The following is a 16210-nucleotide window of genomic DNA, read 5'->3' as shown; positions in this document are numbered from 1 at the left end:
TAACTATACTTTGTGTATTCGAGTCTTAACAACGTTGAATACATGGCAGCCAGTCAAAGCAACATACTTCATCCAAGTCAGTCATTTAGCTTTAAGTACTTCTACCATATATCAGCGCTCTCCATGCTGCTTTTTTTTCTTTCTGTGGTGTTCACATTTTTGGCATTCGTCAATAAGGAAGCGCAAGAGCAAGAAATAGAAAGGAATTTTAATCTTGTTCGTTTATCCCAAGAGTTGAGACTCAGCTCAGATCAACTCACCATGATGGCTCGGGCTTATGCCGCCACGGGCAACCCCAAATTTAAGCAATTTTTTGATGAGATCTTAACGATCCGTAACGGCACTTCCCCCCGCCCTAAGCATTTGCACCGCGTCTATTGGGACATGTTGCTGGTCAAAGAGGGTCAAGCACCATTTGAAAAAGAAGCACCAAAAGCGCTGCTGACATTATTATTAGAAAATGGGGTTTCTACGGATGAATTAACTATGTTGCGAAATACAGAGGATAAAAGTGAAGCACTCGTGTCACTTGAGCGCGAAGCCTTTGAACTCGTGGCAGCAGGGAAAAATCAGCAGGCCCTCAAGATTTTGTACAGCGAGGCTTACCTCCAAAGTAAAGTACAAATAATGACGCACATCAATGCCTTTTTAGAACGCAGAGAGCAGGATTTCAGCTCACTCCTTGCAAGCAGCAATAAAAAGGTAAAATCCTATTATGGTGCCGCGTTTGTTTGCTTTATCTTGCTATTACTTAGCCTCATCGCGTTGTACAACTCTCGTTCGGCCATCCGTAAAAGTATTATTGATTATCTAAATACGGAAGTAAAAAGCCAAACCGAAGAGTTAGTAGAAAAAAACAAAGCACTTAATCACGCGATCAGTGAACTCAGTGAGACTCAAAAACGCCTGATAAACGCCGAAAAGTCAGCAACGCTGGTGCGATTGATCCCAGGACTTGCCCACGAGATTAACACGCCGATTGGCGTCGCCATGACCGCTTCCAGTAACCAATTATTGCTTGTCGAAGGAGTAAGGCAAAGGGTCAATAAAAATGAAATCGCCAAGTCTGCTTTATTGCACTCGATAGAAAATATTGAAAGCTGTGCCAAGCTCGTCGTCAATAGTACCGAGCGGATCACCGGTATTATCGACAAGCTCAAAATCATCACCAATACTGGATTTGAAGGAGAAGTAAAGCCTATTTACTTACAGCCACTTATCACACGATGTGTGAGTGAGCTTGCCAATCAACACCCACATATTGATATTACCTTAGATATTCCCGAGGCACTTGCTATCACCGCGCCTGAAAGGTTGTTACAGCAGGTTTTCCAACCTGTAATAGAAAATGCGTTTTACCACGCCTTTGCTGATAACTCAGTGCAAACCCCGTGTGTGATTATATCGGCTCAAGCCTCAAAACTTGGATATACGATTAAAGTCACGGACAACGGCGGCGGTATTCCAAATGAAATCAAAGATAAAGTATTTGATCCTTTTGTCGTCGGTAATCGCACCCAAAAAGGCTTGGGTTTAGGGCTAAGTGTTGCGCTCGCGATTGTCACTCAGTATTTTAATGGCGTAATTGAGTGTGAAACAGAATCTAACTCCGGAACAAGTATCATTATCAAGTTGCCGAGCTAGTCGCGCTAACGGACCCAACCGATACTTAACAATACTCGAGTACCAGCTTCTACTTTAGAAACGGAATGCTCTGATTTATCGGGTCTAAAAAGTTTGATGCGACTGCTGCTATAAAGCGGATCTTTACACTTAAATTCACCGCCTAACTTAGCCCGCTTTAAAACAATATTTAGCCTGAAATGTTTCCCTGAAACGACTTTATCGGTGTGCGGTGGTACTTCGCATCCAGTCGGAAACTTCAGTAAATACATATCAAACTTAACTGGCCACATCGCGGTTGCTAGTAACATTTTTTGATAACCCGACTGTTGTCTGCCAAGTTGCCAGCGAAAATATTTTGGTTTACTTTCCATAAATGCACACTTTAAGCTTCCCTATTATTGCGGTAGCGCTTTGTAAATAGAATACAAGGGAACAACACACTGCCACTCTTCCTGAGAAATAGAGTACACAGCAAGGTTGAAGCACTCGTTCCGATAAACACCTTCATGACGTAATATGCCATCAAAGTGAGCACCAAGTTGCTCAACCCACCGGCGTACTACATCATTACGCTCGTCGACTCTAAATTCAACCAAAGCAAAGCCTAGCGTATTCAAATACTCTGTCACCAGTACACAAAACACCTTGTCATACAGGGCATCGTGAATAAACCAACTCTCTTCTACTAATACTTTTTTCGCCGCTGAGTCATCGACTGTAATTAAGATCATGCCAAGCATTTCGCGCGTTTGAGTTTGTCGCACACAAATACAGTGCTTTGATTTATCTTCAGTAGCTTGTAAAAAAGGTACTAGCACTCTTTGTTGTCGTAACTTTAATAACTCTTCGACATCGTACTCATCACCATATCTAAGCGAAAACAGACGCTCCAACCGTTTATATTCCCCTATTCTTAACGTTCTCAAAGCAAACGCTGAGTCCGAAAACTCAACACAGATATCACTTATGGGGATGTCTTTTTCACCTGGTGGAACGATCATTGGCTTTTTTGAGTGGCGGATACATAACTTAGATTATTACACCTATTTAAGCCTAAAAGCTATGCCAGTGACTTCCCATCAAACTCAAACGACAAATAGCCCGTAAAGAACAAGTACAACTAAAGTTAACGCAAAGCTAACTCGGATCCGCTTGAGCACGGTTTCATCTTTCAGCGTTTTAAAAATCACACCACCTAATACCAGCCATATTGTGTCGACCACTATCGCCACTACGTAGCACACGCTAGCGGCAAGTAACGTAGCAACTAGATTTGAGCTTGCCGGCACCGAAGCCGTCGCAAAAATAGCGATACACGCGGCGTAGGCTTTGGGGTTGAGGAGGTTAAGAATAAACCCATCTTTAAAGCTCGGTAGCTGCGCACCTGCACTGCCAAGCGCCGCGTTGTTTGCTGCAATTTTGTAGGCTACATAAATTAAGTAGGCGGCTGCAAGCCATTTGAGCATGAGTGTCACTTGGGGATGACTAACCAGTAACCCTGCAGCCCCAGTGGCAGCAAAGATCACCGCGACAAGCAGTCCTGCCAAAATACCAGCTAAGAACGGGAAACCTTTTTTAACACCTTGACTCGCCCCCGTCGCAGCCAGTGCAAGTGGCGCAGGACCGGGTGAGCCAAGTAATACCGCGGTTGTGATTGCCACAGAAAGTAAAGCTTCAAACATCATATCGTCCTTATGAATTACAAGTCTGCATGGTGGAAATCAAAGAAGAAGCCGAATGGCAGGCACACTTTCACGACCAAGCAACAACTCGGGAGTTTTCTTATCTTGAAAATAAGGCTCCTGGGAATAGAGCCTTTAATTTAGTATGCTGCTACGCCTCTGGGACGCAAACTCGGCCTTCCATTAGCACGCGAGCGCTGCGGCTCATGACGGCTTTTTTAGCTTGCCAACGGCCAGACTCTTGTAGTGCTTCAGCGCCAACCTTTAAGGTGCCTGACGGATGTCCAAAGGTCACGGAGTTAAGATCACCACCACCAGCGGCTTCGTTAACTAGGGTGCCAGGAATTGCCGCCGCGGTTGCTATCGCCACTGCGGCAGTTCCCATCATCGCATGGTGCAACTTACCCATAGATAAGGCGCGAACGTTTAAGTCGATGGTATTGGCTTCCACCGCTTTACCGCTCGATGCTGCATAAGATTTAGCAGGTGCAACGAAGGCAATTTTTGGGGTATGTTGGCGAACTTTCGCTTCGTCAATATGACCTATTAAACCCATTTTAACTGCGCCATAAGCACGGATCTTTTCAAATCGCTCGAGTGCACCTGAGTCTCCATTAATCGCTTCTTGTAACTCTGTACCTTCATAACCTAAATCGGAAGCACGGAAGAAAAGCGTTGGGATCCCGGCACTTATCATGGTCACTTCAAAGGTGCCTTCATCAGGCACAGTTAACGTATCGACGAGATTGCCCGACGGAAACATATCAACATCTGGGTCGCTTGGATCCATAAACTCAACCACCACTTCTGCTGCTGGGAAAGTTACGCCATCCAGTTCAAAGTCGCCCGTCTCTTGCACTTCTCCATTGCTGATTGGAACATACGCCACTATGGTTTTGCTAATATTCACCTGCCAGATTTTAACGACGGCGACGCCGTTCTCTGGCACTTTATTCGCGTCGACTAAGCCATTACTAATCGCAAACGCGCCAACTGCAGCCGTTAAATTGCCGCAATTTCCGCTCCAATCAATAAATGGTTTGTCGATAGCAACCTGACCAAAAAGATAATTCACGTCATGGTCGGCTTTGTCACTTTTACTTAAAATCACCGTTTTGCTGGTACTGGAAGTTGCGCCGCCCATGCCATCGGTATGTTTACCATAGGGATCTGGGCTGCCAATCACACGTAACAGCAAATTATCTCGCGCTTCACCCGGTTGCTGAGCATACTCGGGTAAATCCGTTAAATTAAAGAACACCCCTTTAGAGGTGCCGCCACGCATATAGGTGGCGGGAATTTTAATTTGCGGCTTAAATTGGCTCATGGTTATACGCCTTCTGCTTCGAGGAAGTCTTGAGCAAAGCGTTGTAACACGCCGCCAGCAGAGTAAATAGACACTTCTTCAAAGGTATCTAAGCGACAAGTCACAGGCACCTCTACACGCTCACCACTTTGACGATTAATCACGAGAGTTAATGTAGCGCCTGGTGCAGGTTCACCCTCAACGTCATAGGTTTCTGTACCATCGAGTTCAAGCGTTTTACGAGTCGTGCCCGCTCTAAACTCAAGTGGCAGTACACCCATACCGATTAAGTTGGTACGGTGAATACGCTCAAACCCTTCCGCTGCGATAACTTCAACTCCAGCCAAACGTACACCTTTTGCAGCCCAGTCACGAGACGAACCTTGGCCGTAATCTGCGCCGGCAACGATGATCAGCGGTTGTTTACGCTCCATATAGGCTTCGATGGCTTCCCACATTCTGGTGACTTTGCCTTCAGGCTCAACACGCGCCAGTGAACCCTGTACCACTTCGCCGTTTTCAACCACCATTTCGTTTAATAGTTTGGGGTTAGCGAATGTCGCACGCTGCGCCGTTAAGTGATCACCTCGGTGTGTCGCGTATGAGTTGAAATCTTCCTCTGGTAAGCCCATTTTGGCCAGATACTCACCCGCCGCACTGCTTGCCAAAATCGCATTCGATGGCGATAAATGGTCAGTGGTGATGTTGTCACCTAAAATCGCTAATGGACGCATGCCTTTCATGGTACGCTCGCTCGCGAGTGCCCCTTCCCAATAAGGAGGGCGACGAATATAGGTACTCGTTGGACGCCACTGATAAAGTGGGTCGTTGTCTTCACCATAATCTACCGTAAGGTCAAACATTGGTTCATAAACGGCGCGGAACTGCTCTGGTTTAACACTTTCTTTGATCACCGCATCGATTTCTTCATCGCTTGGCCAGATATCTTTAAGCGTGACCGGATTGCCCTCTTGGTCGCGACCTAAAACACCATTTTCAATATCAAAACGCACGGTGCCTGCAATTGCATAAGCCACAACCAGCGGTGGTGAAGCTAAGAAGGCTTGTTTCGCGTAAGGATGAATTCGACCGTCAAAGTTACGGTTACCCGATAACACTGCCGTTGAGTATAAATCACGGTCAATCACTTCTTGTTGAATTTTCGGATCAAGTGCGCCACTCATGCCATTACAAGTCGTACAAGCGAAGGCAACGACACCGAAACCGAGCTGCTCAAGCTCAGGTAGGAGCTTTGCCTCTTCCATATAAGAACGTACCGCTTTTGACCCTGGTGTAAAAGACGTTTTCACCCAAGGCTTACGAGCAAGACCTAATTTATTGGCATTACGCGCCAGTAAGCCTGCGGCAACGACGTTGCGTGGGTTACTGGTATTAGTACAGCTGGTGATCGCAGCGATGATCACCGCACCATCTGGCATCAAGCCATCTTGTGGCGCTTCAATCTCTTTAACGATACCTTGATTGACAAGGTCGTTAGTTGCAACGCGGCGATGCGGATTTGAAGGACCTGCAATATTACGCGTCACCGTAGACAAATCGAACTTAAGTACACGCTCGTACTGTACGTTTTGTAAAGAATCAGCCCAAAGCCCTGTTAGCTTAGCGTATTTTTCCACCAGCTTAATTTGCTCATCGTCACGGCCGGTGAGCTTCAAATAATCAATGGTTTGCTCATCGATATAGAACATGGCCGCGGTTGCACCGTACTCTGGTGTCATGTTTGAAATTGTCGCACGGTCACCTAAATTAAGATCTTGCGTACCTTCACCAAAGAATTCTAAGTAGCTCGAAACGACGCGCTCTTTACGTAAAAACTCAGTGATCGCCAGTACGATATCTGTTGCGGTGATCCCCGGTTGGCGTTTACCAATGATTTCAACACCAACAATATCAGGCAATCGCATGTAAGACGCACGACCAAGCATCACGCTTTCCGCTTCAAGGCCACCCACACCAACGGCGATAACACCGAGTGCATCAACGTGTGGCGTGTGGCTGTCGGTGCCAACAAGCGTATCAGGGAAGGCAACACCGTCGCGCGCTTGAATAACTGGCGACATTTTTTCCAAATTGATTTGGTGCAAAATACCGTTGCCTGGCGGGATCACATCAACGTTTTTAAATGCCGTTTTGGTCCAGTTGATAAAGTGAAAACGGTCGTCATTTCGACGGTCTTCAATCGCGCGGTTTTTCTCAAATGCATCTTCTTCATAACCGGCGTGCTCTACAGCTAAGCTGTGATCGACAATCAGCTGAGTCGGTACGACTGGATTGACTTTAGCCGGATCGCCGCCTTTTTCAGCGATAGCATCACGCAGACCCGCAAGGTCGACTAAAGCAGTTTGGCCCAAAATATCGTGGCACACTACGCGAGCAGGAAACCACGGGAAGTCCAAATCGCGACGACGCTCGATGATCTGTTCAAGATAATCATTGAGTTTTCCAGGCTCAGCGCGGCGTACTAAGTTTTCAGCAAGCACACGCGAGGTATAAGGTAAAGTCTCGTAGCTACCTGGTTTGATGGCTTCTACCGCTTCTTTTGTATCGTAATAGCAAAGCTCAGAATCAGGTAAACGTTTACGGAATTGAGTATTCATAACAACTTCCAACAATCGGTGACGGAAAACAGGCGGCCATGGCGACCGCCAGAATAGATTCGAACAGTGTTCGATTAACGCTCAGAAATGGCAGGAACTGGGCGTAGCTCCTCGCCAGTGTATTCCGCCGATGGGCGAATGATACGGTTATCTGCGCGCTGCTCCATAACGTGTGCAGCCCAACCTGTCAGACGTGACATAACAAAGATTGGCGTGAACAATTTAGTTGGGATCTTCATGAAGTTATAAGCTGAAGCATGGAAGAAATCGGCATTGCAGAATAGCTTTTTCTCGCGCCACATGACTTCTTCACAGCGCACAGATACAGGGTAAAGTACTGTATCCCCCACATCTGCCGCTAGTTTTTCAGACCAACGTTTGATGATTTCGTTACGAGGATCACATTCTGAATAGATAGCGTGACCAAAGCCCATGATCTTCTCTTTACGCTCAAGCATACCCATCATTTCTTGCTCTGCGTGATCCGCAGATTCAAAGCGCTCAATCATTTCCATTGCCGCTTCGTTTGCGCCACCGTGAAGTGGACCACGTAGAGAACCAATCGCACCAGTAATACATGAGTGCATGTCAGAAAGCGTTGAGGCACAAACACGCGCTGTAAAGGTTGATGCGTTAAACTCATGCTCTGCATAAAGGATAAGTGATACGTGCATCACACGCTCATGTAGCTCACTTGGTTTTTCGCCGTGCAATAAGTGTAAGAAATGTGCACCGATTGAATCGTCATCTGTCTCCACATCGACACGAACGCCATCATGGCTAAAGCGATACCAGTAACAAATAATGCTTGGGAAACTTGCAAGCATGCGATCGGTTACTTTACCTTGTTCATCAAAACTTGCTTCACCTTCAAGGTTACCAAGCATTGAACAACCCGTACGTAATACGTCCATTGGGTGTGCATCAGCAGGAATACGTTCTAATACTTCTTTTAATGCCTGCGGTAAACCGCGCATTGCTTTTAGCTCGCTTTTATAAGCGTCTAGTTCAGCTTGGTTTGGTAAGTTACCTTTAAGGATAAGGTGAGCCACCTCTTCAAACTGACAATTTTCAGCTAGATCCTTTACATCGTAGCCACGATAAGTCAAACCTGAGCCCGACTTACCTACCGTTGATAGTGCTGTTTTTCCTGCTACTTGACCACGAAGGCCCGCGCCACTTAGTACTTTAGCCATATTATTGTCTCCTGAATTTTTTACCTGCTGGGTATTGATATTTTGTGCTGCTGAGCAACCCTCAACAGCTTTAATTTTTTACTTATTTTTACCTTCGGCGAATAATGCATCGAGCTTTTGCTCATAATCGTGATAACCAAGGTAATCATACAAATCCATTCGGGTTTGCATGGTATCGAGTACCGATTTCTGATCCCCATTTTCTAAAATAGACTGATACACCAGCTCCGCCGCTTTGTTCATCGCTCTGAACGCACTCAATGGGTAAAGCACCATATCTACGCCCCACTCACCCAGCTCAGCTTTGTTCCAAAGTTCTGTCTTACCAAACTCAGTGATATTCGCAAGGATGGGCACATCAAGTGCTTCGCTGAATGCGCGATAGTGCTCTTCAGTTTGTACCGCTTCTGCAAAAATGCCATCAGCGCCTGCTGCAACATAGGCTTTCGCGCGCTCAATTGCCGCTTCTAGCCCTTCTTGTGCAAACGAATCTGTTCTTGCCATAATGAAAAAGTCAGGATCGGTGCGCGCATCAACTGCTGCTTTAATACGATCAACCATTTCTTCTGTCGACACGATTTCTTTATTTGGACGGTGACCACAACGCTTTTGCGCTACTTGATCTTCCATATGTACCGCAGCGGCACCTGCTTTTTCCATATCTCGGATGGTTTTTGCGATATTGAAAGCGCCGCCCCATCCAGTATCAATGTCGACCATTAAAGGTAGATCACAAGCCGAGGTAATGCGACTTACATCTGCAATTACATCATTTAGAGATGTCATTCCTAAGTCAGGTAAACCATAAGATGCATTAGCAACGCCACCACCAGAAAGATAGATAGCTTGATGACCGATTTTCTTTGCCATCATCGCGCTATATGCGTTGATAGTGCCGACGATTTGAAGCGGTTTATTGGCTTTTAATGCTTCACGAAATTTTTTTCCTGCGCTCATGATGATGCTCTCTCTTAAAAGTGTGATTGATTGCTTGCTAACTTGGTTGCGATATTATTTTTAGAATATTGAATATGTCGACGCATCAGTATTTCTGCCAGTTCAGGATCGCGGTTACTGATCGCACGAACGATATGTTTATGCTCGTCAAATGCCGTGGTGACGCGGGGACCGGCCATCCCTAACTGCACACGATACATACGCACCAAGTGGTACAGCCCATTGACTAGCATAGAGATAAGACTCGCATTTTTACTGCCAAGAATAATGCGGTAATGAAAATCGAGATCGCCCGCTTCTTGATAATAAGAATGTTGGTTTTTGACTTCATCGAATTGACTCGACAACAAACCTTCTAGGTCTTGAATTTCAGTGTCAGTCATGTGCTGCGCTGCAAGCCTTGCCGCCATACCTTCTAGTGCTTCACGGATCTGATAAAGCTCCATTAACCCTTCCGGTGTGAGAGTAACAACGCGCGCCCCGACATTGGCTTTACGTTCAACTAAGTGACATGACTCCAAGCGATTAATTGCCTCGCGAACAACCGCTCTGCTGACTTCATACTTTGTCGACAATTCCATTTCACTGAGCTTAGAACCTGCCGTTATTTCACCTTCTACAATTTCCTTTCGCATACGAAAGAATGCTTTATCAGAAGAAGTAACCGCTTGCTCGTCAAAAAAGCTCATCATTAGTTAGCCAGTCTTAGTAATTTAAGTTGTAGACAATATAGTGCTGGTTGACGCGCACGTCAACCAGCCCCGCTGTAAATTGTCGACAATTTTCAATATAAGCAGTATTCACCATATTTATAGTTTGTGACAAATAATCAGTCTCATGTATTTATCTCGATACGGTATCAGGAAAGGAGTAATTGCATCGCTTAAAAATCATGCATATTATGAAGATACCTTTACTTTAGCCTGAAGATTACGATGCGGTGTTTTCAAATAGTAATGCTTTCTCTGCTGCTAATAACCGGATTAGCGCAGGCGAAAACCTATACCGTACTGGTCTATCACGGTGCCAATCCTCCTTACTATTTTGAAGAGCAAGGAAAACCCAAAGGTATTTTTGTCGACATTTTTCAAGAGTTGGCAAAACTGACTTCATACCAATTTGAGTTTATGCCGCTCTCTGTCGCCAGAGGACAGCGCTATTTCGACCAAGGTAAAATAGATATTGAACCTGGGATCAATAAAGTATGGCGGGCCGAAGCAGACGTTCCGGGGATTTACAGCATCGACTATGCCTTCTCAACAGAAGTGCTGCTTGGGTATCAATCTCGCTGTGTGGGCAAGCATAGGCCCGAGCAGTTTTATGGCGCATTAGTCGGCAAAGTAAGAGGGTATCGTTACGATAATTTTGAAGCGCACTTGGGTGAAGACAAGATAGTCGTTTATGAAAATGTATCGGAGAAAGAACTACTAGCACAGCTTGAACATGAGCGTTTAGACTACATCATGATTGGTTCGGTGACAGCAGATTACTATATTTCACAACAACCAAAGTATCGCAAATTTCAATCTTGCTATGAAATAAGCCGATTACCCGTACATATGCGCTTGCAGCCTCATTTAACTGAGTTACAAACGGGAATAAATATCGCCTTGCGACGAATGGTTAATGACGGAAAAATAAAATCCATCTATGCTAAATATAGATTAACGCATTAACGTGTGGAGTTGTTTGCTAATGACGAATGCTGTTGTTGGACGTCTACTACTGTTTATTTTGCTGATTAGCCCATTACCGTTATGGGCGAAATTACAGGTTGTTACGGAACTTTCTCCACCCAATCAAACCATAGAAAACCACCAAGTTGCAGGCTCAAGTACCGTTCTGGTCAAAGCGATTTTAAAAGCGGCTGAACTCGAGGGACAGTTTTCTATTTACCCTTGGGCCAGAGCTTTTAAATTAGCGCAGCATGACAAACATACCTTAATTTATAGCATCGCAAAGACCCCCGCAAGAGAAGACAGTTTTCATTGGATTGGTCCTGTTGCTGTATTTCATTTAGGGTTTGTTACCAATCGTTATCGTGAGGACATAAAAATCCAATCACTTGAGGATGCAAAACAATACAAAATAGCAGTTCAGCGTGGTGATATCGCCGAAGGCACACTTAAAGCACTCGGGTTTAACTTTGTTCAAACCAGCGACATCGAAAAGTCATATGAGTTACTCGTTGCAAATCGCGTTGATTTAGTGATTGATGACCCGCGTTATATCAAAACCATGGCCACGGAACTTAACCTTCCAGCCGACCACTTTGCCTTTTTATACGATGTGAAGGCACTCTCGGTAAAAGGTTACCTTGCAACGAACAACCAGTTACCAGCCGATATTGTCGAACGATTACGTATTGCATTTGCGAAAGTAAGTAAAACAGAAGCGTACCGTAAGGTATTGGAGCTCTAGCTAAACCCAATTGCTTTAATCCAAAATACTCTCACGTATATTGGTTTGTATGGGTAGCACTTAATCGTCGCTGCTTTTCATAAAAACCAATACCAAGCAAGTAGCTCATCTCAATAAAAAGAGATAACATTTCAGCCTAAACCTGCCGATTACAGTAACGATTAGAAAGGAAAAACAGTGATTGAACGAATTGATACCAAACAACGAATGAGCCGCATTGTAAAACACAATGGTACTATTTATTTATGTGGCCAAGTCTGTAAAGACGCCGAGCAAGGAATTAGGGCACAAACTGAAACCATGCTTGAGAAAGTTGATGAGCTACTTATTCAAGCAGGGAGCGACCGCAAACACATTCTTTCTGCGACAATTTATATTAAAGACATGAAGTATTTTGCAGAAATGAACGAGGTTTGGGATGCATGGGTGCCTGAAGGTTATGCACCAGCTCGCGCTTGCGTAGAAGCGAGCATGGCTCGTGAAGCATTACTTGTTGAGATTTCGGTGGTTGCTGCAGAGATCTAGTCTAAAAAACATAAGCCTGATTTAGATAAGGCTTGCCTTTACTCTGTCAGATTTGATTTTTAGATATTGATCAAATTTGACAGCCGTATTTAACGCGGCAGTGTCAGGTAGTAATGATACCACCTAAAGTAGTGTCCAGATTTATTGAACCACAGCAGTGGAAACAAGATGGTGATACAAAACAAAGCGAACTTCTAGCATTAGAGCCTGAACAGAAATCTATAAACCTCCGAGATTATTTGAAGTTGATGAAGGACTCAGAAGAAATGAACATATTTTTTAATTGTACAAGGTGTTGTGAGACAAATGGAATCAATTACACACCAACACAAGAGCAAGATCTGATTATTGTTTCTTGTGAGTATTGTAAATCAGAATATGAAATCATGGTGTTTAGTGATATGGAATGCGGGGAGTTGTTAGAGTGGGAAGTCAAGGACGGTATAAAATACACAGAACCAAAGGCTGGCTATTACACTAGTCATCAAAGCATTGTGTATAACCAACAAGAAATACTAAACACACTAGAAACCATCGACCAGCAAAACAACACCTATATAACACGATTGCTATTTGCTCAAGCTATAGTGAATTTAGAAACCTACCTCTCAGATACTTTCCGATTCTTTGTTTTAATCGACCAAGACAAGATACATAAATCAATACTTAATGATCCAAACCTTAGAAAAGAAAAGTTCACTCTAGAACAGATAATTAAATCACCTAACATAGCTAGAGCTGTAGTGAAAAAAGAGTTTGATAAAACCCTCTTTCATAACCTTGCTAAAGTATGTTTTATCTACAAAAACAGTCTTGGTGTTAACCTCCCTGAAATCCTTGATTCCGTAGATAGAGATTATATTCAAAAGTGTATAGAAATACGCCATGACATAGTTCACAGGAATGGTAAAGACTCAGCAGGAGATTTAAACAAAATAACAAAACAAGATGTAACTATATTAGTGAATAAAGTATCTGAGATCATTAAACAACTAGATTCAGCTTTATCTGAACACAAGAATGAAAAACATAAACCATTCAAACCTGACATAATCCCTTTCTAAAGCACTTCAATGGGCAGTCTCACCCCATAAAGGGGGGTTCAATGGACAAGTTAAAGTTGCTTTATATGAATAAGTCTTAACTAGATCTGTCAGATTAGAATTATGGAACTCAATCAAATCTGGCAGTCACATATATGCCAATAGCAGATCATCAATGCCCTATTAAGGTGTGAGCAACGCTATACCGGTACCACCGCAGGCCACCTTAAACGCTAGGCACATCGCATAGTAAATTGTGAATCACTCTCAAACATTTTGTTAAGCATGTTTTTTGTAGATGGCGGCTACAATACTAGCTGCTTCTGAGTTAGGGTCAGGTGATGTAAGCCCTTGAGAACTATTAATTTCGAAAACTTCAAATTCTTTTAACCTAAAAAAATCATAATGAAATTTCCCTTTATCACCAAAATACTTATACAAATAACTTGGTCTATTATTTATTGATTTAAGCTCTCTAGTTAAATAGTCATTAATGTTATCTAACTTAGGATGAATAAATCTATATAATTTAGAATCATAAACACGATAATTCCATGACTTCCTAAACCTTAACATTGGATCATTCAAAAAATCCGTACCGCTTAGTTTTATATCGCAATTACATTTGACACATGACACTGACAAATTAAATGCATCGAACATATATGCTGGGAATTTAGATTTTGGCAATATACGTTCAATATGCTTTACTCTATCAGATTCATTTTTAATACACCTAAGACAATAGCAACAAAAATAATTCTGCTCTTTCAATCTCTTATGTTTAATCCATAACTTAAAATCCCTGACTAGGTATGAATTCCATGGCTTTTCTTCATATTTAGCCTTTTTTATCTTCCTAGAATAATTCGAGTACAACTTAGAACTCCTCATGATATCCAATAATTATATTTCTAACATCATTAATAATTCTAATTTGTCTATCATCGATACATGACTTAGAAATTCTATCAAGCTGATAACTAGCTGAAGGCCTTGACAATTCACCACTTCTATATGAGTCGAGAATGCCGATTAAATAACGAGACAAAAAATCATTTTCTGGGGTGACAACATCAAATAATGACCACAACCTCTCTTCAATATTTTGGTTTTCATCTTGTTTACAAGCTATTTTGAAATTAGAAACTTCATACACATCGCAGTTTGAACCAATAATTAATGGAGAGTGTGTTGCCACCAAGAGTTTGAAATATTCCCCATAGAAAACATCAAATATACTATCTATATACTCTCTTTGCCATTTAGGGTGCAGGCTATTTTCCGGCTCATCAACAACTACAATTAATCCATGCGTCATATTTGATGCAATATAAGTCAGTGTAGCTATTTTATTCGCTTGACCAGAGCTAATCATTTTAAACGGAACAACTTCTCCATTTTTATTTTTCAAAAAAATATCTAAATTACAATCAATTCCACCCCTATTAAGGAGTGAGACTATAATATTTGACCTATTATTATGACCAAGACTTGGGTAATCATTATTGATTGGAATCCAATAAATTTCGTTTGAATTTATATCCTTTCTTTCAGGTAGTCTGATTCCAATTTCATCAATATATCCACAATAATCTAAGGCCCTTCCTAAAACAAACCTTACTTTGTTACTCTCTATTTTACTTAAAGCATCAACTATAACTTTATTGTAAGCCAACTCCCCTTGCTTAACCGATAGACTCTTGAATTTTCGTGAGTTAATGTCAAATTTATCATGTAAGCAGTTCGATATACCTAGAACTAGTTGCCCATTACTAATATAGTAATCAGCTAATTGCCTAAGAACAGTGCTTTTTCCACCACCGTTCTCACCAATAAACACTTTCGCCAGAGAATTATGGTTAACAATATTCAAATCTATTCTTTTCAATTATTTTCCATCCAAGTTTAAAATACACTCAACAATCTTAATCTACGAGCGATTAGTTCGTTTTTCTGTCGAGAACTGTCTCGAGCTTCTACTTAAGGAATTTTTATCATAGTGGATAACTTATTGCTACAAAAGGCTTTCAGCCTTTAAAACTAAAGTTGCTTGAGGATAAAAACGGCCAAATTGCTCGTTTTCCTAAGTGTAAGATAAGGGTGAAAATGGATAGCCAAAAATAGACAAGGCGAAGATCTGCTTTTCGCTCATAGCTATCTGTCAGATAAAGTCCAAACCTACTCATCGAAACTGTAAGATCAGATATGAGCTACTACACTTTATATGAATATATGTCACCGTTGTTCCGTCATTACCTATGGCTTCTCTGCTTTGCGTGTCTGTGACTCCAGTGACCTTATGAGCGCTAACTTTCGCGGAGGTCAATGCCGCTTTAAAACTCCATAACCTCTGAACACTTATCCACTTAAGTATTCGCTTTCTTCACAAACTTCGCCGTAACCATCATTTCACCAACGCCATCTACCTTGCAGTCAAGCTCATGATCTTTTTTATCGAGCACGCGCCTTACCAAGGCCTTAGTACCAATCTTAATGACTTGTGAGCTGCCTTTGATTTTTAAATCTTTAATCACAGTGACTTTATCGCCATCCACTAATAGTGTGCCATTGGCATCTTTTACTTGAATGTCGTCCTCGGTCGCAGTCGCGTTTGGGTCCCATTCGTAAGCACATTCAGGGCATATTAGTTGACTTTGATCTTGATAAACATATTCAGAATTGCACTTGGGGCAAGCAGGTAAAGACATATACTATCCATTCACTATTTCAGTTTGTAGCATATAGTAATATCAACGTTCTGAATTTAATAGGGACGATGTCAACTCTTTCGACCCGAGACTTTAGGATGAGATTTTGGCACTAAAATTGCTGG

Annotated in this window: 16 protein-coding genes; 5 read left to right on the top strand and 11 right to left on the bottom strand. The window is 42.7% G+C overall.

Features of this window, described 5'->3' with window-relative positions; all coding sequences use genetic code 11:
- The first annotated feature begins 42 nt into the window (after nt 1-42).
- On the top strand, nt 43-1644 hold the full coding sequence (locus tag PPIS_RS20835) for a sensor histidine kinase (RefSeq protein WP_010370176.1): 1602 nt from the start codon (nt 43-45) through the stop codon (nt 1642-1644).
- A gap of 5 nt (nt 1645-1649) precedes the next feature.
- Here the strand turns inward: PPIS_RS20835 and PPIS_RS20830 are convergent, their stop codons facing one another.
- From PPIS_RS20830 to PPIS_RS20795, 8 genes are all read right to left on the bottom strand, one after another.
- Nucleotides 1650-1997 carry a hypothetical protein gene (locus tag PPIS_RS20830; protein ID WP_010370178.1) on the bottom strand — a complete coding sequence of 116 codons (348 nt, stop codon included), beginning with the start codon at nt 1995-1997 and terminating at the stop codon, nt 1650-1652.
- 24 nt (nt 1998-2021) lie between these two features.
- Nucleotides 2022-2627, bottom strand: a complete 606-nt coding sequence (locus PPIS_RS20825; RefSeq protein WP_248694128.1) for a GNAT family N-acetyltransferase — start codon at nt 2625-2627, stop codon at nt 2022-2024.
- Nucleotides 2628-2711: 84 nt separating this feature from the next.
- Nucleotides 2712-3311, bottom strand: a complete 600-nt coding sequence (locus PPIS_RS20820) for a LysE family translocator (RefSeq protein WP_248694129.1) — start codon at nt 3309-3311, stop codon at nt 2712-2714.
- Between the two features lie 148 nt (nt 3312-3459).
- The gene (gene prpF / locus PPIS_RS20815; protein WP_010370187.1) at nt 3460-4635 is read right to left on the bottom strand and encodes a 2-methylaconitate cis-trans isomerase PrpF; all 1176 of its coding nucleotides are present in this window, start codon (nt 4633-4635) and stop codon (nt 3460-3462) included.
- Nucleotides 4636-4637: 2 nt separating this feature from the next.
- Nucleotides 4638-7232, bottom strand: a complete 2595-nt coding sequence (gene acnD, locus PPIS_RS20810; RefSeq protein ID WP_010370190.1) for a Fe/S-dependent 2-methylisocitrate dehydratase AcnD — start codon at nt 7230-7232, stop codon at nt 4638-4640.
- Nucleotides 7233-7306: 74 nt separating this feature from the next.
- On the bottom strand, nt 7307-8428 hold the full coding sequence (prpC, locus tag PPIS_RS20805; RefSeq protein WP_010370193.1) for a bifunctional 2-methylcitrate synthase/citrate synthase: 1122 nt from the start codon (nt 8426-8428) through the stop codon (nt 7307-7309).
- 78 nt (nt 8429-8506) lie between these two features.
- On the bottom strand, nt 8507-9385 hold the full coding sequence (prpB, locus tag PPIS_RS20800) for a methylisocitrate lyase (RefSeq protein WP_010370196.1): 879 nt from the start codon (nt 9383-9385) through the stop codon (nt 8507-8509).
- Nucleotides 9386-9399: 14 nt separating this feature from the next.
- Nucleotides 9400-10074, bottom strand: coding sequence for a GntR family transcriptional regulator (locus tag PPIS_RS20795; protein ID WP_010370199.1), 675 nt, complete (start codon nt 10072-10074; stop codon nt 9400-9402).
- A gap of 267 nt (nt 10075-10341) precedes the next feature.
- Between PPIS_RS20795 and PPIS_RS20790 the strand changes: the two genes are divergently transcribed.
- The 4 genes from PPIS_RS20790 (at nt 10342) to PPIS_RS20775 (ending at nt 13395) form a co-directional block, all read left to right on the top strand.
- On the top strand, nt 10342-11061 hold the full coding sequence (locus PPIS_RS20790) for a substrate-binding periplasmic protein (protein ID WP_010370201.1): 720 nt from the start codon (nt 10342-10344) through the stop codon (nt 11059-11061).
- Nucleotides 11062-11080: 19 nt separating this feature from the next.
- Entirely contained in the window at nt 11081-11806 is a 726-nt protein-coding gene (locus tag PPIS_RS20785; protein WP_010370203.1) for a substrate-binding periplasmic protein, read from the top strand.
- Nucleotides 11807-11983: 177 nt separating this feature from the next.
- Complete coding sequence (locus PPIS_RS20780; protein ID WP_010370205.1) at nt 11984-12331, top strand: RidA family protein; 348 nt, start codon at nt 11984-11986, stop codon at nt 12329-12331.
- Between the two features lie 113 nt (nt 12332-12444).
- Nucleotides 12445-13395: a hypothetical protein gene (locus PPIS_RS20775; RefSeq protein ID WP_010370207.1), complete on the top strand. Its 951-nt coding sequence runs from the start codon at nt 12445-12447 to the stop codon at nt 13393-13395.
- 258 nt (nt 13396-13653) lie between these two features.
- Here the strand turns inward: PPIS_RS20775 and PPIS_RS20770 are convergent, their stop codons facing one another.
- From PPIS_RS20770 to PPIS_RS20760, 3 genes are all read right to left on the bottom strand, one after another.
- The gene (locus tag PPIS_RS20770; protein ID WP_010370209.1) at nt 13654-14253 is read right to left on the bottom strand and encodes an HNH endonuclease family protein; all 600 of its coding nucleotides are present in this window, start codon (nt 14251-14253) and stop codon (nt 13654-13656) included.
- 1 nt (nt 14254) lies between these two features.
- Nucleotides 14255-15265, bottom strand: coding sequence for an AAA family ATPase (locus PPIS_RS20765; RefSeq protein ID WP_010370212.1), 1011 nt, complete (start codon nt 15263-15265; stop codon nt 14255-14257).
- 478 nt (nt 15266-15743) lie between these two features.
- The gene (locus PPIS_RS20760; protein ID WP_010370215.1) at nt 15744-16085 is read right to left on the bottom strand and encodes a zinc ribbon domain-containing protein YjdM; all 342 of its coding nucleotides are present in this window, start codon (nt 16083-16085) and stop codon (nt 15744-15746) included.
- Nucleotides 16086-16210: the final 125 nt, after the last annotated feature.

It is taken from the genome of Pseudoalteromonas piscicida (assembly GCF_000238315.3).
GTDB lineage: Bacteria > Pseudomonadota > Gammaproteobacteria > Enterobacterales > Alteromonadaceae > Pseudoalteromonas > Pseudoalteromonas piscicida.
This window is presented reverse-complemented; position numbering and strand designations above follow the sequence as displayed.

Coding starts and splice junctions, on each gene's coding strand:
- PPIS_RS20775 (WP_010370207.1), top strand. CDS start 12,445: ATGATACCACCTAAAGTAGTGTCCAGATTTATTGAACCACAGCAGTGG.
- prpB (WP_010370196.1), bottom strand. CDS start 9,385: ATGAGCGCAGGAAAAAAATTTCGTGAAGCATTAAAAGCCAATAAACCG.
- prpF (WP_010370187.1), bottom strand. CDS start 4,635: ATGAGCCAATTTAAGCCGCAAATTAAAATTCCCGCCACCTATATGCGT.
- PPIS_RS20785 (WP_010370203.1), top strand. CDS start 11,081: ATGACGAATGCTGTTGTTGGACGTCTACTACTGTTTATTTTGCTGATT.
- PPIS_RS20790 (WP_010370201.1), top strand. CDS start 10,342: ATGCTTTCTCTGCTGCTAATAACCGGATTAGCGCAGGCGAAAACCTAT.
- PPIS_RS20760 (WP_010370215.1), bottom strand. CDS start 16,085: ATGTCTTTACCTGCTTGCCCCAAGTGCAATTCTGAATATGTTTATCAA.
- acnD (WP_010370190.1), bottom strand. CDS start 7,232: ATGAATACTCAATTCCGTAAACGTTTACCTGATTCTGAGCTTTGCTAT.
- PPIS_RS20835 (WP_010370176.1), top strand. CDS start 43: ATGGCAGCCAGTCAAAGCAACATACTTCATCCAAGTCAGTCATTTAGC.
- PPIS_RS20795 (WP_010370199.1), bottom strand. CDS start 10,074: ATGAGCTTTTTTGACGAGCAAGCGGTTACTTCTTCTGATAAAGCATTC.
- PPIS_RS20825 (WP_248694128.1), bottom strand. CDS start 2,627: ATGATCGTTCCACCAGGTGAAAAAGACATCCCCATAAGTGATATCTGT.
- prpC (WP_010370193.1), bottom strand. CDS start 8,428: ATGGCTAAAGTACTAAGTGGCGCGGGCCTTCGTGGTCAAGTAGCAGGA.
- PPIS_RS20820 (WP_248694129.1), bottom strand. CDS start 3,311: ATGATGTTTGAAGCTTTACTTTCTGTGGCAATCACAACCGCGGTATTA.
- PPIS_RS20830 (WP_010370178.1), bottom strand. CDS start 1,997: ATGGAAAGTAAACCAAAATATTTTCGCTGGCAACTTGGCAGACAACAG.